17 protein-coding genes and 1 pseudogene are annotated in these 18,460 nt (G+C 64.3%); 11 read left to right on the forward strand and 7 right to left on the reverse strand.

The genetic code is table 11. The features are described 5' to 3' along the window. Positions 1 to 28 precede the first annotated feature (28 nt). From QUV21_RS15835 to QUV21_RS15845, 3 genes are all read left to right on the forward strand, one after another. The gene (locus QUV21_RS15835) at positions 29 to 751 is read left to right on the forward strand and encodes a 16S rRNA (uracil(1498)-N(3))-methyltransferase (RefSeq protein ID WP_300856230.1); all 723 of its coding nucleotides are present in this window, start codon (positions 29 to 31) and stop codon (positions 749 to 751) included. Continuing rightward, a complete protein-coding gene (locus tag QUV21_RS15840) occupies positions 748 to 1,296 on the forward strand; it encodes a hypothetical protein (RefSeq protein WP_300856231.1) in 549 nt (182 codons plus the stop codon). Before QUV21_RS15835 ends, QUV21_RS15840 begins: the two co-directional genes overlap by 4 nt. 158 nt (positions 1,297 to 1,454) lie before the next feature. Beyond that, positions 1,455 to 2,801, forward strand: a complete 1,347-nt coding sequence (locus tag QUV21_RS15845) for a glutamate--cysteine ligase (protein WP_300856232.1) — start codon at positions 1,455 to 1,457, stop codon at positions 2,799 to 2,801. Between the two features lie 58 nt (positions 2,802 to 2,859). Here QUV21_RS15845 and plsY read toward each other — a convergent pair whose 3' ends face one another. The 5 genes from plsY to QUV21_RS15870 form a co-directional block, all read right to left on the reverse strand. Next, entirely contained in the window at positions 2,860 to 3,477 is a 618-nt protein-coding gene (gene plsY, locus QUV21_RS15850; RefSeq protein WP_300856233.1) for a glycerol-3-phosphate 1-O-acyltransferase PlsY, read from the reverse strand. 3 nt (positions 3,478 to 3,480) lie between these two features. Then, a complete protein-coding gene (gene pyrC / locus QUV21_RS15855; protein ID WP_300856234.1) occupies positions 3,481 to 4,752 on the reverse strand; it encodes a dihydroorotase in 1,272 nt (423 codons plus the stop codon). Beyond that, positions 4,749 to 5,303 (reverse strand): hypothetical protein, encoded by a 555-nt coding sequence (locus tag QUV21_RS15860; protein WP_300856235.1) that lies wholly within the window; start codon positions 5,301 to 5,303, stop codon positions 4,749 to 4,751. Before QUV21_RS15860 ends, pyrC begins: the two co-directional genes overlap by 4 nt. Next, positions 5,296 to 5,754: a hypothetical protein gene (locus QUV21_RS15865; protein WP_300856236.1), complete on the reverse strand. Its 459-nt coding sequence runs from the start codon at positions 5,752 to 5,754 to the stop codon at positions 5,296 to 5,298. The genes QUV21_RS15860 and QUV21_RS15865 overlap by 8 nt, the downstream gene beginning before the upstream one ends. Before the next feature lie 118 nt (positions 5,755 to 5,872). Then, entirely contained in the window at positions 5,873 to 6,835 is a 963-nt protein-coding gene (locus QUV21_RS15870; RefSeq protein WP_300856237.1) for an aspartate carbamoyltransferase catalytic subunit, read from the reverse strand. 118 nt (positions 6,836 to 6,953) lie between these two features. On the opposite strand from QUV21_RS15870, the gene QUV21_RS15875 reads away from it, so the two are divergent. From QUV21_RS15875 to QUV21_RS15895, 5 genes are all read left to right on the forward strand, one after another. After that, entirely contained in the window at positions 6,954 to 7,775 is an 822-nt protein-coding gene (locus QUV21_RS15875) for a uracil-DNA glycosylase (RefSeq protein WP_300856398.1), read from the forward strand. After that, complete coding sequence (locus QUV21_RS15880; RefSeq protein WP_300856238.1) at positions 7,772 to 8,404, forward strand: LysE family translocator; 633 nt, start codon at positions 7,772 to 7,774, stop codon at positions 8,402 to 8,404. The genes QUV21_RS15875 and QUV21_RS15880 overlap by 4 nt, the downstream gene beginning before the upstream one ends. A gap of 21 nt (positions 8,405 to 8,425) precedes the next feature. Beyond that, positions 8,426 to 8,968: a molybdenum cofactor biosynthesis protein B gene (moaB, locus tag QUV21_RS15885; RefSeq protein WP_300856239.1), complete on the forward strand. Its 543-nt coding sequence runs from the start codon at positions 8,426 to 8,428 to the stop codon at positions 8,966 to 8,968. Positions 8,969 to 9,063: 95 nt separating this feature from the next. Continuing rightward, positions 9,064 to 10,536, forward strand: coding sequence for an HlyD family efflux transporter periplasmic adaptor subunit (locus tag QUV21_RS15890; protein ID WP_300856240.1), 1,473 nt, complete (start codon positions 9,064 to 9,066; stop codon positions 10,534 to 10,536). Between the two features lies 1 nt (position 10,537). Continuing rightward, complete coding sequence (locus QUV21_RS15895; RefSeq protein WP_300856241.1) at positions 10,538 to 13,897, forward strand: efflux RND transporter permease subunit; 3,360 nt, start codon at positions 10,538 to 10,540, stop codon at positions 13,895 to 13,897. 167 nt (positions 13,898 to 14,064) lie between these two features. Here QUV21_RS15895 and QUV21_RS15900 read toward each other — a convergent pair whose 3' ends face one another. Beyond that, on the reverse strand, positions 14,065 to 14,868 hold the full coding sequence (locus tag QUV21_RS15900) for a protein-disulfide reductase DsbD domain-containing protein (protein ID WP_300856243.1): 804 nt from the start codon (positions 14,866 to 14,868) through the stop codon (positions 14,065 to 14,067). 141 nt (positions 14,869 to 15,009) lie between these two features. On the opposite strand from QUV21_RS15900, the gene QUV21_RS15905 reads away from it, so the two are divergent. Beyond that, entirely contained in the window at positions 15,010 to 15,573 is a 564-nt protein-coding gene (locus tag QUV21_RS15905; RefSeq protein WP_300856399.1) for a YqgE/AlgH family protein, read from the forward strand. 162 nt (positions 15,574 to 15,735) lie between these two features. On the opposite strand, the gene QUV21_RS15910 is transcribed toward QUV21_RS15905, so the two are convergent. Then, entirely contained in the window at positions 15,736 to 16,608 is an 873-nt protein-coding gene (locus QUV21_RS15910; protein WP_300856244.1) for a hypothetical protein, read from the reverse strand. Positions 16,609 to 16,636: 28 nt separating this feature from the next. On the opposite strand from QUV21_RS15910, the pseudogene QUV21_RS15915 reads away from it, so the two are divergent. Both QUV21_RS15915 and QUV21_RS15920 read left to right on the forward strand, forming a co-directional pair. Further along, positions 16,637 to 17,406, forward strand: a pseudogene (locus QUV21_RS15915) (IS5 family transposase). Between the two features lie 373 nt (positions 17,407 to 17,779). Then, positions 17,780 to 18,448, forward strand: a complete 669-nt coding sequence (locus tag QUV21_RS15920) for a DUF1194 domain-containing protein (RefSeq protein WP_366908192.1) — start codon at positions 17,780 to 17,782, stop codon at positions 18,446 to 18,448. Positions 18,449 to 18,460 lie beyond the last annotated feature (12 nt).

Raw genomic sequence — 18,460 nt, forward strand, 5'->3', positions numbered from 1 at the left:
GCGGCAGTTGAGACATAGGGTCACGCTCATGTCAGAGGCAAAGATCAGGCTTTATGTAGACCACCCGTTGTCTCAGGGGCAAGCCGTACCCCTGTCGCAGGATCAGGCGCATTATCTGGTGGGGGTCATGCGCCTTGCTCCCGGCGCGCCAATCCTTGTGTTCAACGGGCAGGATGGCGAATGGCGCGCGACCTTGACCACCGCAGCCAAGCGCGGCGCCATTGCCACTTGCCAGACGCAGACCCGGCCCTTGCAGATGCCGCCCGACCTGTGGCTTCTGTTCGCGCCGATCAAGAAGGCCCGCACCGATTTCATCGTGGAAAAGGCGGTCGAACTGGGCGCGCGCCGCATCTTGCCGGTGCAGACTCGCCACACCAATTCCGAACGCATCCGGCAAGACCGACTGCAAGCCCACGCGCTTGAGGCGGCCGAGCAATGCGGCGCGACCTATGTTCCAGAGGTGGCCGATCTGCAACCGCTGGACCGCTTGCTGGCCAATTGGCCTGACGGACGCCGCCTGTTCTGGTGTGACGAGAAGGCACTGGCCCAGCCCGCGACGCTGACGGGTGATCCCGGCCCGGCGGCCATCCTGATCGGCCCCGAGGGTGGATTTTCCGCCGACGAAGCCAAGCGGCTGCGTGGCCTACCGGGGGTGACCCCCCTTGGCCTTGGCCCGCGCATCCTGCGGGCCGATACGGCGGCGGTGGCTGCGATTACCCTGTGGCAAGCCCGGTTCGGGGACTGGAAATGAGCTTCATCCGCCCTGAAGTCGCTGTAACCCTGCACCGCTGGCGTGAGGTGTTTGCCGCCGCCGCTCTGGCGGCGCTGGGCGGCTGGGTTGGCCTTTGGGGCGGGTATTTCTTTTTGGCTCTGGGGCTTGTCCTCTTGGGTCTTGGCCTTGGCTGGCTGGTTCTTGGCCTGCGCCGGATGCGGTTTCAGCAAGGCGGTGAAGCCCCGGGCATGGTCCGCGTGACCGAGGCGCAGATTGCCTATCTTGGCCCCCGTGTCGGTGGCTTTGTCGGCCTGCCCGAGCTGGCCGAAATCCGGCTTCTGACCCTACGCGGGCGGCGGATCTGGAAGCTGCGGCAGGCCGATGGCGAGACGCTGCATATCCCGGTCGAGGCGGCAGGGGCCGAGGCACTTTTTGACGCCTTTGCTGCCCTTCCCGGCATGGACACCGCCGCCCTTGTTTCGGCGTTGGCGGCTGAGGGTGCGACGGATAGCCGGGTCGTGGCGCTGAACGCGGTAGACCGGTTGATCTGGGCGCGCAGCGGCGTTGGGGTGGTTGTCAGATAGTCTCTGCCCACGTACTGACAGGCCCGGAATGTTTCACGAAAAGTTTTGTAGACCGCGCGCCCTCCCTCGACCCCTTGACTTGGCCTCTGGCAGTTGACACCCATGGCACCGGTCCAGACGTTTGGGGCCGCCCTTCCAGCCAGCCCCGGAGCGCTGCCATGTCCATTCCTCAATCCGGCGGCGGGCCGATCGAAGATTTTGCGCAACTTGCGGAATACATGGAATCGGGCAGCAAGCCGCAGGATGAATGGCGCATTGGTGCCGAGCATGAAAAATTCGGCTGGCTGACCGACACCCGCCAGCCCTTGCCCTATGCCGGGGCGCGGTCGATTTCGGCCATCTTTGACGGGCTGATCGCCCGGCATGGCTGGACCCCGGTGCGCGAGGGGGGAAACATCATCGGCCTGACCCGCGATGGCGCGAATGTCAGCCTTGAACCGGGCGGGCAGTTTGAACTGTCCGGCGCGCCCTTGGTGTCAACGCTGGAGGTCGCGGCGGAATTGCAGACCCACCTTGATGAGGTGCGCGGCATCGCAGAGCCCCTAGGCATCCGCTTCATGGGAATCGGGGCCGCGCCGGAATGGCGGCATGAAGACATGCCGGTCATGCCGAAAGGCCGCTACCGGCTGATGACCGATTACATGGGCCGCGTCGGCACCCATGGCACGCAGATGATGTATCGCACCTCGACCGTGCAAGTGAACCTCGACTACGCGTCCGAGGCGGACATGGTCAAGAAGCTGCGTGTGGCGCTGGCGCTTCAGCCGGTCGCGACGGCGCTGTTCGCCTCGTCGCCCTTCTTCGACGGCAAACCGAACGGCCACCGCAGCTGGCGCAGCCGGATCTGGCGGGGGCTGGACGATACCCGCACGGGCATGCTGCCCTTTGCCTTTGACGACGGCATGGGCTTTCAGCGCTATGTCGACTGGGTTCTGGATGTGCCGATGTATTTCGTCTACCGCGACGGGAAATACATCAACGCGCTGGGCCAGTCGTTCCGCGATTTTCTTGCTGGCAAGCTGCCCGCCCTGCCGGGGGAAAAGCCCACGCTTTCCGATTGGGCCGATCACATGACCACCGTCTTCCCCGAAGCGCGGGTCAAGAAATACATCGAAATGCGCGGCGCTGACTGTGGCGATCAGGCGCATATCGCGGCCCTTCCGGCCTTCTGGGTTGGCCTTATGTATGATCAGACCGCGCTTGATGCAGCGTGGGATCTGGTCAAGGGCCTGAACGCTGTAACGCGTGAGGGGCTGCGGGTCGCGGCCTCGGTCTCGGCGCTTCAGGGCGAGGCGGACGGGGTCAAGCTGATCGACCTTGCCCGTGCCGCCGTCGGGCTAAGTCACGCGGGCCTTGTGGCGCGGGGCTATGGTGAAGAGGTCCAGCTTCAGCCCTTGGTCGAAAGCCTGAAGACCGGCCGGGTGCAGGCCGACAAATGGCTTCAGCTTTACGAAGGCGAATGGGGCGGCAGCCTTGCCCCGCTTTATGAGGCGGCATCGCTTTAGGATTGGCCTGCAAGGTGGGGCAGTTGCCCGTTCGGCCCTTGCTGGGCGGGCATTCCTCTCAGGCGGTCGGTTTCTTCTGGCCGATCTTCGGTTCGGTTCCAGCCTTGATCCGCTTCAGGTTCTCGGCGTGGCGGATGTAGACGAGGATCGTCAGCAGCACGGTCAGCACCAGCATCCGGCCCTGACCGAAGTAGACCAGCCAGCCCGAGGCGCTTGCCGCCGCCATCAGGGCCGCGATGGACGAGGTGCGGCTGACCAGCGCCACCAAAAGCCAGGTTGCGCAGACGGCAAGACCCACCTGCCAATCCAGCGCCAGCAGCGTGCCAAGGAAGGTCGCCACCCCCTTGCCGCCCCGAAAGCCAAGCCAGACCGGAAAGAGATGGCCGACAAAGGCCGCCAGTCCCGCCAGTTGCGCCGCATCCTCGGCCAGTACTGCGCGGGCGATCAGCACCGCGATCCCGCCCTTGGCCGCATCAAGCACCAGCGTGGCCAGCGCCGCGCCCTTGTTGCCGGTCCGCAAGACGTTGGTCGCACCGATGTTGCCCGACCCGATCTTGCGCAGATCACCCAGACCAAGCGCACGAGTGATCACGATCCCGAAGGGAACAGAGCCAAGCAGATAGGCCAGCACCGCCGTCAGGATCAACAGGCTGGGGTCGGTGACAATTACCGGCATGGGCTATTCTTCCGCACGAAAGACCTGCGTCCCGCCGACGAAGGTTGCCAGCACCTTACCCTCCATCCGCGCGCCGTCAAACGGGGTGTTCTTCGACTTGGAGCGCAACTTGAAACGGTCCATAAGGAAGGGTGCGTCGGGGTCAAACAGCACCAGATCGGCCGGCGCGCCGACCGAAAGCCGGCCTTGTGGCAGGCCAAGGCGGGTGGCCGGGTTCAGCGCCATGGCGCGAAACAGCGCGGGCAGGGTGATGTGGCCGGCATGGTAAAGCCGCATCGCGGCGGGCAGGAACGTCTCCAGCGCAACCGCACCGGGGGCGGCTTCCTCGAAGGGCAGGCGCTTGGATTCCTCATCCGCCGGGGTGTGCATTGAACTGATGATGTCGATCGACCCATCCGCGACAGCGGCGACAATGGCCAACCGGTCCACCTCGGACCGCAGCGGCGGGGTGAACTTGAAGAAGGTGCGATAGTCGCCTACGTCGAATTCGTTCAGCGTCAGGTGGTGGATCGAGGTGCCTGCTGTCACATCCAGCCCCGCCGCCTTGGCGCGGGCCAGTGCGGGCAGGGATTTGGCAGTGGTGATCTGGTCGGCGTGGTAGGCCACGCCCGTCATCTCGACCAGCGCCAGATCACGTTCCAGCCCCATCCGTTCGGCCATCGGTGACACGGCGGGAATACCGCGCAGGCTGGCGAATTTGCCCGAAGTGGCCGAAGCACCCGCCGAAAGACCGGGATCCTGCGGATGGCCCACCACCAGAGCGCCAAGCGACCGGGCATAGCTCATCGCGCGGGTCAGGGCCTTGGCCTCCATCGAGACCTTGAAGACATCGGTAAACGCCACGGCCCCCGCGTCGCGCAGAAAGCCGATTTCCACCATCTCGCGGCCGTCGCGGCCTTTGGTCAGCGCGGCCATATGGCGGATGCGGACCGGGCTTTCGGCCGCCCGGCGGGTGACGAATTCCAGCGTCTCGGGCGTGTCGATGGCGGGATGGGTGTCTGGCCGGGCGATGACTGTGGTCACTCCGCCCGCCGCCGCCGCCAGCCCCGCCGAGCGGAAACTTTCGCGGTGCCGTTCGCCCGGTTCGCCGATCTTGACGCCGATATCCACGATACCGGGGGCCAGGCATTTGCCGTTGCAATCGATAACCGTCGCTCCCTTCGGCGCAGAGCCGTCACGCGACAGGATCAGCCCGCCCTTCACTGTCAGGCTGCCGGGCTCATCGGTTCCCGCCTCGGGGTCGATCAGGCGCGCGTTCTGGAAATGCAGGATCATGCGGTGTCCATCTGGATGCTGCGAAGAAGACGATAGACGTGATCCCCGTCGGCGATATTGTCAAAACCAACGCGGGTCGTGGATCGGTCGCCATCCGAATCCTTCTGATCGCGCACATGAAACCAGACCGTGTCGGACCGCCTGCCCTTATCAAGCCCCATCGCCGTGCCGGGCAGTATCGGATAGCTTTCGATGCTCTGGGTCCACCAGGCTTTCGCGATATATGCACAGCGGCTGCTGAGTGCGTAGCGGATGCGCTGGTGCGCCTGTGTAGCGGCGATCCACAGGCCGAACACAAGGAACGCGCCCACCCCCATGAAGGGCAGCGAGAACAGTGTCAGGAACAGGCCAAGGCCCGTGTCCGCCCAGCTTTTCGCGCCGAAAAACATCGTCAGTCCGGTGATAAAGACTCCGGTGCCGATCACAAGGAAAGGCATGCCAAACAGCGTAAGCCCGATGAGTTTGGCCCGCTCATGCACACCCGGCCGGGGCGCGCCTTCCCAAAGCAGTGTCTCACCGGGCTGGAAGTAATCTTCCCATGCGTCAGCCATGCCGCCCCCCTTTGGGTGTCGCCAGCAGCCGGGCTGCTGTGGCGGCGGGGTCGGCCTGATACTTGATCAGATGCTTGTCGCCACCAAGGGTGACGACCTGCACCGCGCCAAGAAACGGGCGGGCGCCCTGCAACTGCGCCAACGGGATCGCGCGGCCAGCGGGACCAAGCAGGCGGCGGTTGGTCAGGCGCCAGACTTCAGCCAAAGCCTCGGAGGCGACATAGGCCGCCCGGATGCCGATTGCCAGAACGGCCGCCACCGGGCCGACAACGGGGTAGGGATTGCCCTGCCACAAAAGGACCAGCCCGGCGAGCGCGCCAAGGACGACGGCCATGATGAGATGCGCCCGCCAATAGACCGCGCGGTCGGGGCGGAACTCATGCATAACCTTTTCGCCGTCCAGAAGTGGGGCGGCGTGGCTCATCACGCTGTCAGGCTCGATCCGGGCCATGGTCAGGCGATCCACACGATGACGGTGGTGAAGACGGCAAGGAAAACGAGGACGGCCGCCGCCACCATCCCGGTCTGGCGCATTTCTTGCTTGGTCGGTTTGCGGTCGGGGTCAGGGTTCATGCCATCATCCCCACGATCTTGCGCCCGCGCTCCGCCCGCAGGTTGCGGGCCAGCAGGTCCATGCAGGCCATCCGCACTGCCACCCCCATTTCGACCTGATCCTGAATCACGGAACGGTTGATGTCATCTGCCAGTTCGCCGTCGATCTCTACCCCCCGGTTCATCGGGCCGGGGTGCATGACGATGGCATCGGGCGCGGCATAGGCCAGCTTTTCCGCATCCAGCCCGTAGCGGTGGTAATATTCGCGTTCCGATGGGATGAAGCCGCCGTCCATCCGTTCCTTTTGCAGCCGCAGCATCATCACCACATCCGCGCCCTTCAACCCTTCGCGCATGTCGTCAAACAGCTCGCAGCCGAAGTCTTCAACGCCGGACGGCATCAGGGTCGGCGGGGCGATCAGCCGCAAGCGGTTTTCCATCTTGCCCAGCAGGATCAGGTTTGACCGGGCCACCCGGCTGTGCGCGATGTCGCCGCAGATGGCAATCGTCAGACGTTGCAGCCTCCCCTTGGCGCGGCGGATGGTCAGCGCGTCCAAAAGGGCCTGCGTCGGGTGTTCGTGGCGTCCGTCGCCCGCGTTCAGGACCGCGCAATCCACCTTTTGCGCCAAAAGGTTCACCGCCCCGGAAGACCCGTGCCGCACGACCAGAAGATCGGGGTGCATCGCGTTCAGCGTCATTGCCGTGTCGATCAGGGTTTCGCCCTTCTTCACCGACGAATTGGCCACCGACATGTTCATCACATCCGCGCCCAGCCGTTTGCCGGCAAGCTCAAAGCTGGACTGCGTGCGGGTCGAGGCCTCGAAGAACAGATTTATCTGCGTCATCCCGGCCAGGACGTCGGATTGCTTGACCGTGCGGCGGTTCATCTCGACATAGCGGTCGGCAAGATCAAGGACCGTGGTGATCTCCAGCGGGCCAAGCTGTTCGATCCCAAGAAGATGGCGGGCGCGGAAGGCCATGGGCGGATCCCCTTCGATTTGGTTCTCTATGTCAAACCCGGGGCAAGGGGGCAAGCGTCAGGGTGGTGTCTTGGGGTTCACTCTGGCCCCCGGCGCTGCAACCGCCTACCTTTCGCGCATGGGAATCGCTGCGAACATCACCGACGATTGGCACGCGTCACTTGCCGCCCTTGCCTGGCAGGTCGAGGCGGGCGCGGATGAGGCTTGCGGTGACGCGCCCGTCAACCGCTATGACCTTGCAGCCGAAGCCCCGCGCGCGGCGGTTCCGGCGCGGGTTGCTGGGGGGCAGTCCACCCTGCCTGCCAATCCCGCCGCAGCTTTGGCCATTGGTCCGGCGACCGATCCGGTCGCTGTGGCCCGCTCGTTGGCGGCAACGGCGCAGACGCTTGTGGAATTGCACAAGGCGGTAGCGGGGTTCGATCTGTGCGAGTTGAAACGCGGCGCCCGGAATACGGTCTTTTCCGACGGCAATCCGGCAGCGCGGGTGCTGGTTCTGGGTGAGGCGCCGGGCCGTGAAGAAGACCTTGAAGGACGTCCCTTCGTCGGTCAGGCCGGGCAGCTTCTGGACCGGATGTTTGCCGCGATCGGTCTGTCGCGGACCTCGGCCGATCCGGCCACGGGGCTTTACATCACCAATGTCATGCCATGGCGGCCCCCGGCCAACCGTGACCCGGACGCTTCGGAAATCGCCATGATGCGCCCCTTTGTCGAACGCCACATCGCGCTGGCCGACCCAGAGGTGATCGTGGTCATGGGCAACACGCCGCTGGAGGCGATGACCGGCAGTCGCGGCATTCTGCGGGCGCGGGGGAACTGGTCGCAGGCCTTGGGCAAGCCGCTCCTGCCGATGACGCATCCGGCATATCTCTTGCGCAACCCGGCCGCCAAGCGCGAGGCATGGGCCGACCTTCTGGCCTTGCAGGCAAGGCTTCGCGGATGATGTTGCCGGTTGAAACCCTGACCCTTCTGGCCTTCATCCCCGCCGGGCTGGCACTGAACCTGACGCCGGGGGCGGACATGATGTTCTGCCTTGGGCAAGGGCTGAAAGGGGGGCGTCGCGCGGCGATGGCGGCGAATTTCGGTATTGCGGCGGGCGGTATGGTGCATGTCACCCTTGCCGCCCTTGGCCTTGGCGCGCTGGTCGCCGCGCATCCGGCAGCGTTTGAGCTGATCCGCTGGCTTGGGGTCGGGTATCTTCTGTGGCTTGCCCAGTCGGCGCTGCGGTCGCCCTTGCCCGTGGTCGGGGTCGATGTCGTGCCGCTTCCGGCCTTGCGCGTCTTTGGTCAGGCGCTGATGGTCAACCTCTTGAACCCCAAGGTGATCCTGTTCATCCTTGCCTTCCTGCCGCAATTCGTGAACCCCGCCCGCCCGATCCTGCCGCAGTTCCTGACGCTGGGGGTGGTCTTTGCCATTGGTGGGCTGATCGTGAACGGTGCCGTCGGCCTGTTTGCAGGCTCCATCGGCCAGCGACTTGCGCGGTCTGCCGGGTTTGCCCGCTGGCTTGGCCGGATCAGCGCGGGGATATTCGGCATGCTGGCCCTGCGGCTGGCGCTGCTGCAACGCAATTGACCCCCGAAAGAGGCCCCAGCAATGTCCCGGATCGACGAAAGCCTGCCCTTCCACCCTGTCCGCATTGCGGTGCTGACGGTCAGTGACACCCGCACCCCCGAGACCGACCGTTCCGGTGACACGCTGGTCGAACGGCTGACCGGGGCAGGGCATCTCTTGATGGCCCGCGGGATCGTTCAGGATGACCGCGCCACCATTGCCGCCCGGCTGCGCGCCTGGATCGCCGATCCGGAGGTGGACGCAATCCTGACCACCGGCGGCACCGGCCTGACCGGGCGCGATGTGACAGTCGAGGCGCATCGGGACGTCTATGAGAAAGAGATCGAGGCATTCGGCACGGTCTTCACCATCGTCAGCATGCAAAAGATCGGCACCAGTGCCGTTCAAAGCCGGGCCTGTGGCGGGGTGGCGGGGGGAACCTACCTTTTCGCGCTGCCCGGCAGCCCCGGTGCCTGTCGCGATGCCTGGGATGATATCCTGCAGTTCCAGTTCGACAGCCGACACCGGCCCTGCAACTTTGTCGAGATCATGCCGCGTCTGGAAGAACATTTGCGACGGAAATAAGGGCGGGCGGCGTAACATCTGCGTGGTCCGGGTGCCGCATGGCTGGAAGATTCCGCTGTTCGCGCTAGGCTCCATTGTCCGGACAAGGGGTGGTCATGCGATTTCTAGCGCGAAGTCTGACGGGTTTGCTGCTTTTTGCGGTGACGCTGGCCCTTCTGGGGCTGGCGGCGATGACGGTGGGCAATGCCCTGCGCCAAAGCCAGGAGCCGGGCGGCCCGGGCCGTCCGGCGCAGGAACGGGTGGTCGCGGCCAATGTGGTGACGCTGACGCCCCAGACGATCACCCCGCAGTTGACCGCCTTTGGCAAGGTCGAGGCGCGCCGGTCACTGGACCTGCGCACCAAGGCATCCGGGACGGTGATCTGGGTGGCTGACAGCTTCCGCAACGGGCTTGCTGTCACGGAAGGTGAGGTGCTGGTGCGCCTTGACCCGGCCCCGGCAACCGAGGCGCTGTCCCTCGCCGAGGCCGGCTTGACCGAAGCCCGGGCCAATGCTGCCGAGGCGGTGGCGGCGGTGACGCTTGCCGAAGATGATCTGGCGGCAGCCGAGGCTCAGGCCAGTCTCAGGCGGCAGGCGTTGACCCGGCAGCAGGATATCGCGGCGCGGGGGGCAGGGTCGTCGCAGGCGGTTGAAACGGCTGAACTGGCGGCCTCGGCGGCGGATCAGGCGGTCTTGTCGCGCCGGCAGGCGCTGGCCTCGGCGCGGGCGCGGGTGGATCAGACGGCGGTCGCGGTGACACGGGCCGACATTGCGCTGGGCGAAGCGGCGCGCGCGCTGGCGGAAACCGAATTGCGCGCCGGTATTTCGGGCCGCGTCGAAGGCGTGTCGCTGGTGGCGGGTGCCGTGGTCAGCGGGAATGAGGTCTTGGGTCGGGTGGTCGACCCGTCCGCGCTCGACGTGGCGGTGCGCCTGTCCACGGCGCAGTTCGGGCTCTTGCTTGATCCGGCGGGCAGTCTGCGGGGCGGGGTGGTGACCATCTTGCTGAACGGCATTGGTGCCGGGCCGCTTACGGGCCGTCTGGACCGTGTGGGCGCAACTGTAGGCGAAGGGCAGACGGGCCGTCTGGTCTATGTCGCGCTGGACGAAGGACCGGGCATGGAAGCCCGGGTGCAGCCGGGTGATTTCGTCACCGTCCGCATCGAGGAGGCCCCGCTGGCCGATGCGGCACTGCTGCCTGCCACGGCGGTCGGGCGCAATGGAACGGTGCTGGCGCTTGGGCCGGATGACCGGCTTGAGGAAACCCCGGTTGATGTGCTGCGGCGGCAGGGTGATGACGTGATCCTGCGCGTCGGCAGCCTTGCCGGGCGCGAGATCGTTCTGGAACGATCAGTCTTTCTGGGCGAAGGCATCCGCATCCGCCCGATCCGCCCCGGCGCTGATGCGACCGAAGATGACGCGACTGAAGACGAGGTCAACCTGACCCCCGAACGCCGCGCCGCGCTGATCGCGCTGGTCGAGGCCAGCGACAGCATGCCGGATGAAATGAAGGCCCGCCTGCTGCAACAGCTTCAGGCCGATACCGTCCCCGCCGAGGTGATCAACCGGCTTGAGCGGCGGATGGACGGCTGAGATGGGCCTGATAACCTACTTCGCCCGCCACCGCACCATCGCAAACCTGCTTTTGGTCATTCTGGTGGTCGCCGGGGTCATAGCGGCCAGTAACATGCGGGCGCAATATTTCCCCGACGTGATCCTGAATGAGGTCAATGTTACTGTCACCTGGGACGGGGCCGGGGCCGAGGATGTTGACCGCGCCATTGTGCAGGTGCTGGAGCCGGTTTTCCTGACCATCGACGGGGTGGCAGAGGTCAGCTCACGCGCCAGTGAGGGCCGCGCGAACATAACGCTTGAATTTGAACCCAACGTCGCCCTCACCGCCGCCGAGGATGAGGTGCAGTCCGCCGTCGATGCGGTCAACACGCTGCCCGATGGCGCGGATGACCCGGTTGTCGCTTCGGCTGCATGGCGCGACCGGGTGACGGATGTGCTGATCAGCGGGCCGGTCGGGGTGGACCAGCTTGCTCGCTTTGCCGACGAATTCACCGGCCGTTTGTTTGCCGCCGGAATCACCCGTGCCACGATCAGCGGCCTTGCCGCCCCCGAAACCGTGGTCGAGGTCTCCTCGAACCGCTTGATGCAGCATGACATCACCATGTCCGAGGTGGCATCGGCCATCGGCGCGGCCGTCACGGATGCCCCGGCGGGTGAGTTGGGCGAAGGCGCGCGGCTGCGGACCGGAAGCCAGCGCCGGACCGTGGCCGAGATTGCCGCGATTCCGCTGCGATCCCTGCCCGACGGCAGCACGCTGACCGTGGGCGATATCGCCACGATCCGCGCCAACTCGGTCAACTCGGTGCGTGCGGCCTTTGTGGGCGACAACCCGGCAATGACGATCCGGGTGGACCGGGTCGATGACGGAGACGCGATCCGCATGCAGGCCACCGTGGCCGAAGTGGCCGCCGAGATGCAGACCGGCCTGCCTCCGGGGGTGACGGTCGATCTGGTCCGCACCCGGGCAGAGCAGATCAGCGACCGGCTGGTTCTTCTGATCGACAACGGGCTGACCGGGCTGGCACTGGTGCTGGCCCTCTTGTTCCTGTTCTTGAACGCACGCATCGCCTTTTGGGTCGCTGCGGGGATTCCGGTGGCGATGATCGCCTCACTTGCCGGGATGTGGGCGTTGGGCCTGACGCTGAACATGATGTCGCTGTTTGCCCTGATCATCATGCTGGGGATCGTGGTTGATGATGCTATCGTCGTCGGTGAACACGCCGATTTCCGGGTGCGCAAGCTGGGCGAAACGCCTGCGGTCGCGGCGGAAAACGCCGCGCGCTGGATGGCGGCACCGGTCTTTGCGTCATCCATCACCACGATCATCGCGTTCCTTGGGCTGCTGGCGGTGGGCGGGCGGTTTGGTGACCTGATCCTTGCCATTCCGATCACCGTGGTGATCGTGCTGATCGCATCCCTGATCGAGTGTTTCCTGATCCTGCCGAACCACCTGAAACATGCGCTGCGCCCGTCCGGCCAGGAAAACTGGTATGACTGGCCCTCGACCCAAGTGAACCGGGGGATGGTCTGGCTGGGTGCAAATGTTGTCCGCCCGGTGACCCACTTCGTGATCGTCGCGCGCTATCCGGTGCTGGCGGCGGCGGTTCTGGCGCTGGCAGTGCAGGCGGCGATGTTCCTGCGCGGCGATGTGCAGTTTCGCTTTTTCGCGCCGCCGGAACAGGCCTCGGTCAGCGGCAGTTTCGCCATGCTGCCGGGTGCGGCGCGCGAGGATACCCTTGCCATGTTGCGCGAATTGCAGCGCGCTGCTGATGTTGTGACAGCGCGGTTCGAGGCCGAACATGGTCGGAACCCTGCCACCTTCATGTTGGCCGAGATCGGCGGCGGTGCGGGCCGCAGCCTTTCGGGGGCCGATACCAAGGGGCCGGACCAGTTGGGTTCGATCTCGATGGAACTGATCAGCCCGGACCTGCGGCCCTATCCGACCTCGGCCTTCATCGCGGCCCTGAACGAAGAGGTCGTGCCGCATCCGCTGCTGGAAGAGCTCAGCTTCCGCAACGCCTTTTTCGGGCCGGGCGGCGCGTCGCTGTCGGTTGATCTTTACGGTGGCGAAGCGGAAACCCTGAAAGCCGCAGCCGAGGCGTTGAAGGCCGCCCTTGCCGTCTACCCCGAGGTTTCGGGGCTTGAAGATACCCTGTCTTACGACAAGGAAGAACTGATCCTGACCCTGACCCCACAGGGCGAAAGCCTTGGCTTTGACACCGCAACTCTGGCCCGCGCGCTACGCGAACGGCTGGGCGGAATCGAGGCGGCCACCTACCCCGACGGGCCGCGACAGGCCTCGATCCGGGTGGAACTGCCGGACGATGAGCTGACGGCGGATTTTCTGAACCGCAGCCTGATCCGCGCGGCGGCGGGGGTTTATGTGCCGCTGTCCGATATCGTGGCGGTCGAAAGCCGGTCCGGCTTTTCCACGGTGCGGCGGGAAAACGGCTTGCGGCTGGTGTCTGTCACCGGCGACCTTGCCGAAGATGACCCCGCCCGCGCAACCGAGGTTCAGCGCGCCTTGAAGGAAGACATCCTGCCCCGCATCGCGCAGGATTTCGGGCTTGGCTGGCAGTTGTCCGGTCAGGCGGCGAACGAGCGGGAATTCATGGGCGGCGCCGCCGTCGCACTCGTTCTGTGCCTGTTGGGGATCTATCTGGCGCTGGCGTGGATCTTTGCCCACTGGACCCGGCCTTTGGTGGTTATGGCCGTCATTCCCTTTGGTCTGGTCGGCGCGATCTTCGGGCATTGGTTCTGGGGCATGCCGCTGTCGATGTTCTCGATTGTCGGGTTGATCGGGATGGTGGGGATCATCATCAACGATTCCATCGTGCTGGTCAGCACGATCGACCAGTATTCCGAACGCCGTGGCCTGCGCCCGGCCATCATCGACGGGGTGGTTGACCGGTTCCGCCCGGTGCTGCTGACCACGCTGACGACGGTGCTTGGCCTGACCCCGCTGCTGTATGAACGGTCTTCGCAAGCGGAATTCCTGAAGCCCACGGTTATCACGCTGGTCTTTGGCCTTGCCTTCGGGATGGTGCTGGTCCTGATCGTGGTGCCTGCACTGATGGCCGCGCAGGCAGACATCGCGCGGACCTTCCGGACCCTGAAGCGCGCCTTGCGTGCCGGGCCGCGAGGCTTGCGTATGGCCATGATCCCGGCGGTTGCCGGCATGGCGGCACTGGCCGTGGCTTTGCCGTTCTGGTCGGCGCTGACTGGTGGGCTGCCGGGTTGGATCCTGGCAATTTCGCCTGGCCTGGCCGAGGTAAACCCGGGGGTCGCAGCCGTAGGCCTGTTCCTTCTGGGGGCGCTGGTGCTGTGGCTTGCCGCAGTGATCGCGTCTCTGGTGGGGGTGCGGCCAAGGCGCGGCTGATCCCCCTCGGCGGCGGTCACGAAGGGCAGCAGCCTTGGAGGGGCAGCAGCCTTGGGGGGCATGAAGCTGGTGCCGGATCAGCGCCCGCCTTGCTGGGTTCCGACGCCCAATACTCGCACCCAATGTACTCGCACCCAATCCTCGCGCCAGTTTTCAGCGCCTGGCGTTCAGGGCGAGGGGCAGCCCCGAACCTCAACAGCACTGCCTTTCGACAGGACCGTCATGGTTACTTCTGATCGGTCAAGCGCAAAGGGGACACCATCAGGAGCCACCATTTCGGTCATCGAAACCAGATCACCGCCTTCGCGCTGGGTTATGGCCTCGGCCACCCAGACGGCGGGATCCGATGTCTCGAAAGCCACGACTTCGGGTGTGCCGGGGTCTGGCAGGCGCAAACGGGCAGTCAGCCGCAATCCGTCGGCAATCGGGTCAATGGTGCAGGTGACCCGCGTCACCCCGGCTTCACCCGCCGTCTCTGCCCGCTGGGCCAGAGCGTTGGAAATACTGTCATCCGGCGCGCCGGGTGTCGTCAGTTCGGAAGCAAGCGTCAGGCTGGCCGGAAGACAAATGTCGTCGCAGACGCCAAGCTCCACCTGCACCGCAAGCAGGACAGGACGCGCCGGGTCGATCGCCGTCACCTCCAGCGGCAGCACCAGCCGATTGTGGTAGCCGATCGTTTGCAGACCGTTGACCTCGAAGACCGACGGTCTTGGCCAGTGGATGCGCACGGACTTCACGTTGCTTGAGGCCGACCAGTCGAACCTGGGGGGAATCCCCGCGTCGCCCGGGCTGCGCCAGTAGGTCTTCCAGCCGGGCGCAAGGCTTAGATCCATCGCGGCCATATGGGCGCCGCTGTCCATCTGCCAGCCGGGCCGCAGGGTTGCGCCAAGGACGTCATCTTGCGTTGTTGCGCCGACCGGAACGGCCGCCAGCGCAAGAATGAGGGCGAGGGGAGTGTGGAAACCAGACATGCCCCCAACATAGGCAGGGATGCGCGGCAGGGAAATCACTTTGCGGCGACATGCCGTGAGCGTGACATTCTGGCCCAAGGGGCTTGAGAGAGGCGGTTCCTCAGCCCATGTTGGACAGCAGGCATGGAGGACCGAGACAAGATGGACCTGGCCGGACAGATTCTGATCGCGATGCCGGGGATGGCGGACCCGCGCTTTGACCGCAGCGTCATCCTGATCTGCGCCCATTCCGCTGAGGGGGCAATGGGGTTGATCATCAACAAGCCCTTGGAAGACATGAGTTTTTCGGGGCTTCTGGAGCATCTGAACATCCCGCGCGCCCCGGACGGCCGCGACATCCGCGTCCATCTTGGCGGGCCGGTGGAGCGGGGGCGGGGGTTTGTGCTGCACTCGGCCGACTGGCGCCGGACGCGGCCCGATGGCGCGACAATGGCGGTGCCGGGCGGCTATGGGATGACCGCGACGCTGGATATTCTGGAGGCGCTCGCCAAGGGCGGGGGGCCGGCTAACGCCTTGCTGGCGCTGGGTTATTCCGGCTGGGGGCCGGGGCAGCTGGAGGCCGAGATCGCGCGCAACGACTGGCTGACCTGCGATGCAGCCGATGGGCTGGTGTTCGGGGCGGATGACCGGGCGAAATGGTCGGCGGCGCTGCGGGGGATGGGGATTGATCCTTTGACCTTGAGCGCGGCGGCGGGGCGGGCGTAGCGGCCGCAAGGGATTCCGTTCGCTGTGTTAGATCAAGGGGTTGGCGGGAGGTTTGGGGTCTTTTTCCCGTCTTCTTTCTGTCTTCCTTCCGTCTCTACGCGCGGGGAGAGGGGAGGGCGTTAACCATTGGGGGCGAATCGGGGGTTGAGCGCTCGCCGAACGTCATGCTGACGGTTTGGAGAACCGATCTGCGACTCCCTTTATTGCGGCTATCAAACCGGTCCCACGATACTCGAACTCGTTTCCGACAAAATTCTTCATGTGCTCTCGAAGCAACTCCATCTTGAGTTTAGTTTCACGGTCAAAGATATCATCATCAGAAAGTTCGCCAGCAACGGATGCGGCCGCAATTGAAACTTCTTTTGCAATAATGCTCAACTTGGCAAACTCGAGTCTTTGCCGGTTAATCCTGATGATCTCAAACACAAGTCGCCCAACAATGTAACCACATGCTTCAACAAGTGCCAAGGCAACAATCACAAAGGGAAGCCTAGTAAGGAAGATCGTCCAGATATCAATATCAGGCGTTGTTTTGTAAAGTTGTGTCAAATCAACGGCATTTGAGAAAAGCTTAAGCAGGATGATCGCCAAGATCGCCGCGAACGGTGCCCCAATGCCGAGATACCATTTAATGCTCCGGTTCCCTTCCTTCACAAATCCCGCAATTTCGCTTGGAAAAAGCCGGACCTCGCGTATGAGAGCATCCCGCTTTGTGGTCTCACGTTCGACTTCGGAAACGACATTGGACAATCGTTCATTTGCATCTGAAACCGACTTCTGAAGTTGCGCTTCTTGCTCCTTCTGCCTTGTCATCCGTTCGGTACCGGACGATATCGACTTTTGAAGTTGATCTAGTTCAGCCCTTGCGCGACCAACTGCGCCCTCAAGTTCGACTCGTTCTGCTGTTAGTTTTTCAAACTCTTCGGTTGATTCCGCTAGTTTAGTCTCACGTGCAGTTTGCTCTGCTGCCTTCTTTTCGTATTCTTTGACGGCCCATTCTAGGGTCAGGACCCATTGAACTTGCGCTTGCGGCATGATTCAGGCTCCGCAAGGAGACCGATCAATGAGCAACCTTTTCTGGCTGACGGACGCACAGATGGCGCGTCTGGAACCCTTCTTTCCCAAGAGCCATGGCAAGCCACGCGTCGATGACCGTCGCGTGCTGAGTGGCATTATCTTTATCAATCGCAATGGCTTGCGCTGGTGCGATGCACCCCGGGAGTATGGCCCGCCGAAGACCCTCTACAACCGTTGGAAGCGATGGGGCGACAAGGGCGTCTTCGCCCGGATGATGGAAGGTCTGGCGGCAGAGGCGGCCGTTCCGAAGACAGTGATGATCGATGCCACCTATCTGAAGGCACACCGCACGGCGACCAGCCTGCGGTCGAAAAAGGGGGTGCTGACGATCAAAAGGGCCGCCTGATCGGCCGGACCAAGGGCGGCATGAACACAAAGCTGCATGCCGTCACCGATGCCGAGGGTCGCCCGATCCGCTTCTTCATGACGGCAGGCCAGATCAGCGACTACACGGGTGCGGCGGCCCTTCTGGACAGTCTGCCAAAGGCGGATTGGCTGCTGGCCGACCGCGGCTATGACGCCGACTGGTTCAGAGAAGCGTTGAAAGACAAGGGGATAAAGCCCTGCATCCCTGGCCGGAAGTCACGCGGCAAGCCCATCAAGCACGACAAGCGCCGCTACAAACGCCGCAACCGGATCGAGATCATGTTCGGGCGGCTCAAGGATTGGCGGCGGGTTGCCACCCGCTACGACCGGTGCCCGAAGGTCTTCCTCTCCGCCGTCGCGCTCGCCGCAACCGTCATGTTCTGGCTATGAAACAAGAACGAGTCCTGACCCTAAGAAATATCTATATAACAGATATTCAACCGGAGAATGTCAGTGTGACTCTGGGGCCGCCAAATCAAGATCGATCAGCGCCCGACGCATTGCACAAATGCAGGCTCGTGCGTTGGCGCTCTTGGCTTGGAATCAGATGTGGTCAACCTTCGCCGGGAAGCGGACATTCGCTTGGAGGCATCGGGTTGGCAGCTCTGGCCGGTTCTGGCGCTTGGGGCATGCAGACCCCGGTCATTGCGGCGTGGATGCCGGAAAGTGTCGCCTTGCCCTGCGGGACTTCGCCGCTACGTTCTTGACCATGCGCGGTGTCTTGGCCCTTTGTCTTCTTGGCTTCCCTCTCCAGGCACAGGAGGTGGACCTGGAGCTTGTGCTTCTGGCGGATGCCTCCGGATCGATCACCCAGTCCGAGATCATTTTCCAAAGGCAAGGCTATGCGGCGGCGATCACTGATCCGGCGGTTCTGGCGGCGATCCGTAGCAACCTGACCGGGACGATTGCGGTGATCTATGTCGAATGGGCGGCCAATCAGGTGGCGGTGGTCGACTGGACGGTGATCGACGGAGAGCCTGCGGCCCGTGCCTTTGCCGAAGCTTTGCTGGGGCCGCCACGGCTGGCAACCGGGCGCAATGCGATTGGCGATGCATTGCTGGAAGGCAAGCGGCTGATCGAAACGAACCGGATCACCGGTCTGCGCCGGGTGATCGACTTTTCCAGCGACAGTCTGGGCAATTTCAGCGGCGTCGGCATCGCCGCCGCCCGGGCCGAGGTGCTGGCCGCCGGGATCACCATCAACGGCCTGCCGATCCTTGATGACGGCGAGGGCGACCCGCTGGCCGACCTGTACCAGGCCGAGATCATCGGCGGCCCCGGGGCTTTTGTGCTGCCCGCCTACGGGCGTGAAGGCTTTGTGACGGCGGTGCGCCGCAAGCTGATTCTGGAAATCGCGGGCAAGCTTCCCGACCCCGGTGAAGGGCTTGCGGTGGTGGTAGCCGGCGATGTTTCCCCGCCGACAAAGCCCTGACCTTGCGGCCAG

It is taken from the genome of Tabrizicola sp. (assembly GCF_030373185.1).
GTDB lineage: Bacteria > Pseudomonadota > Alphaproteobacteria > Rhodobacterales > Rhodobacteraceae > Tabrizicola.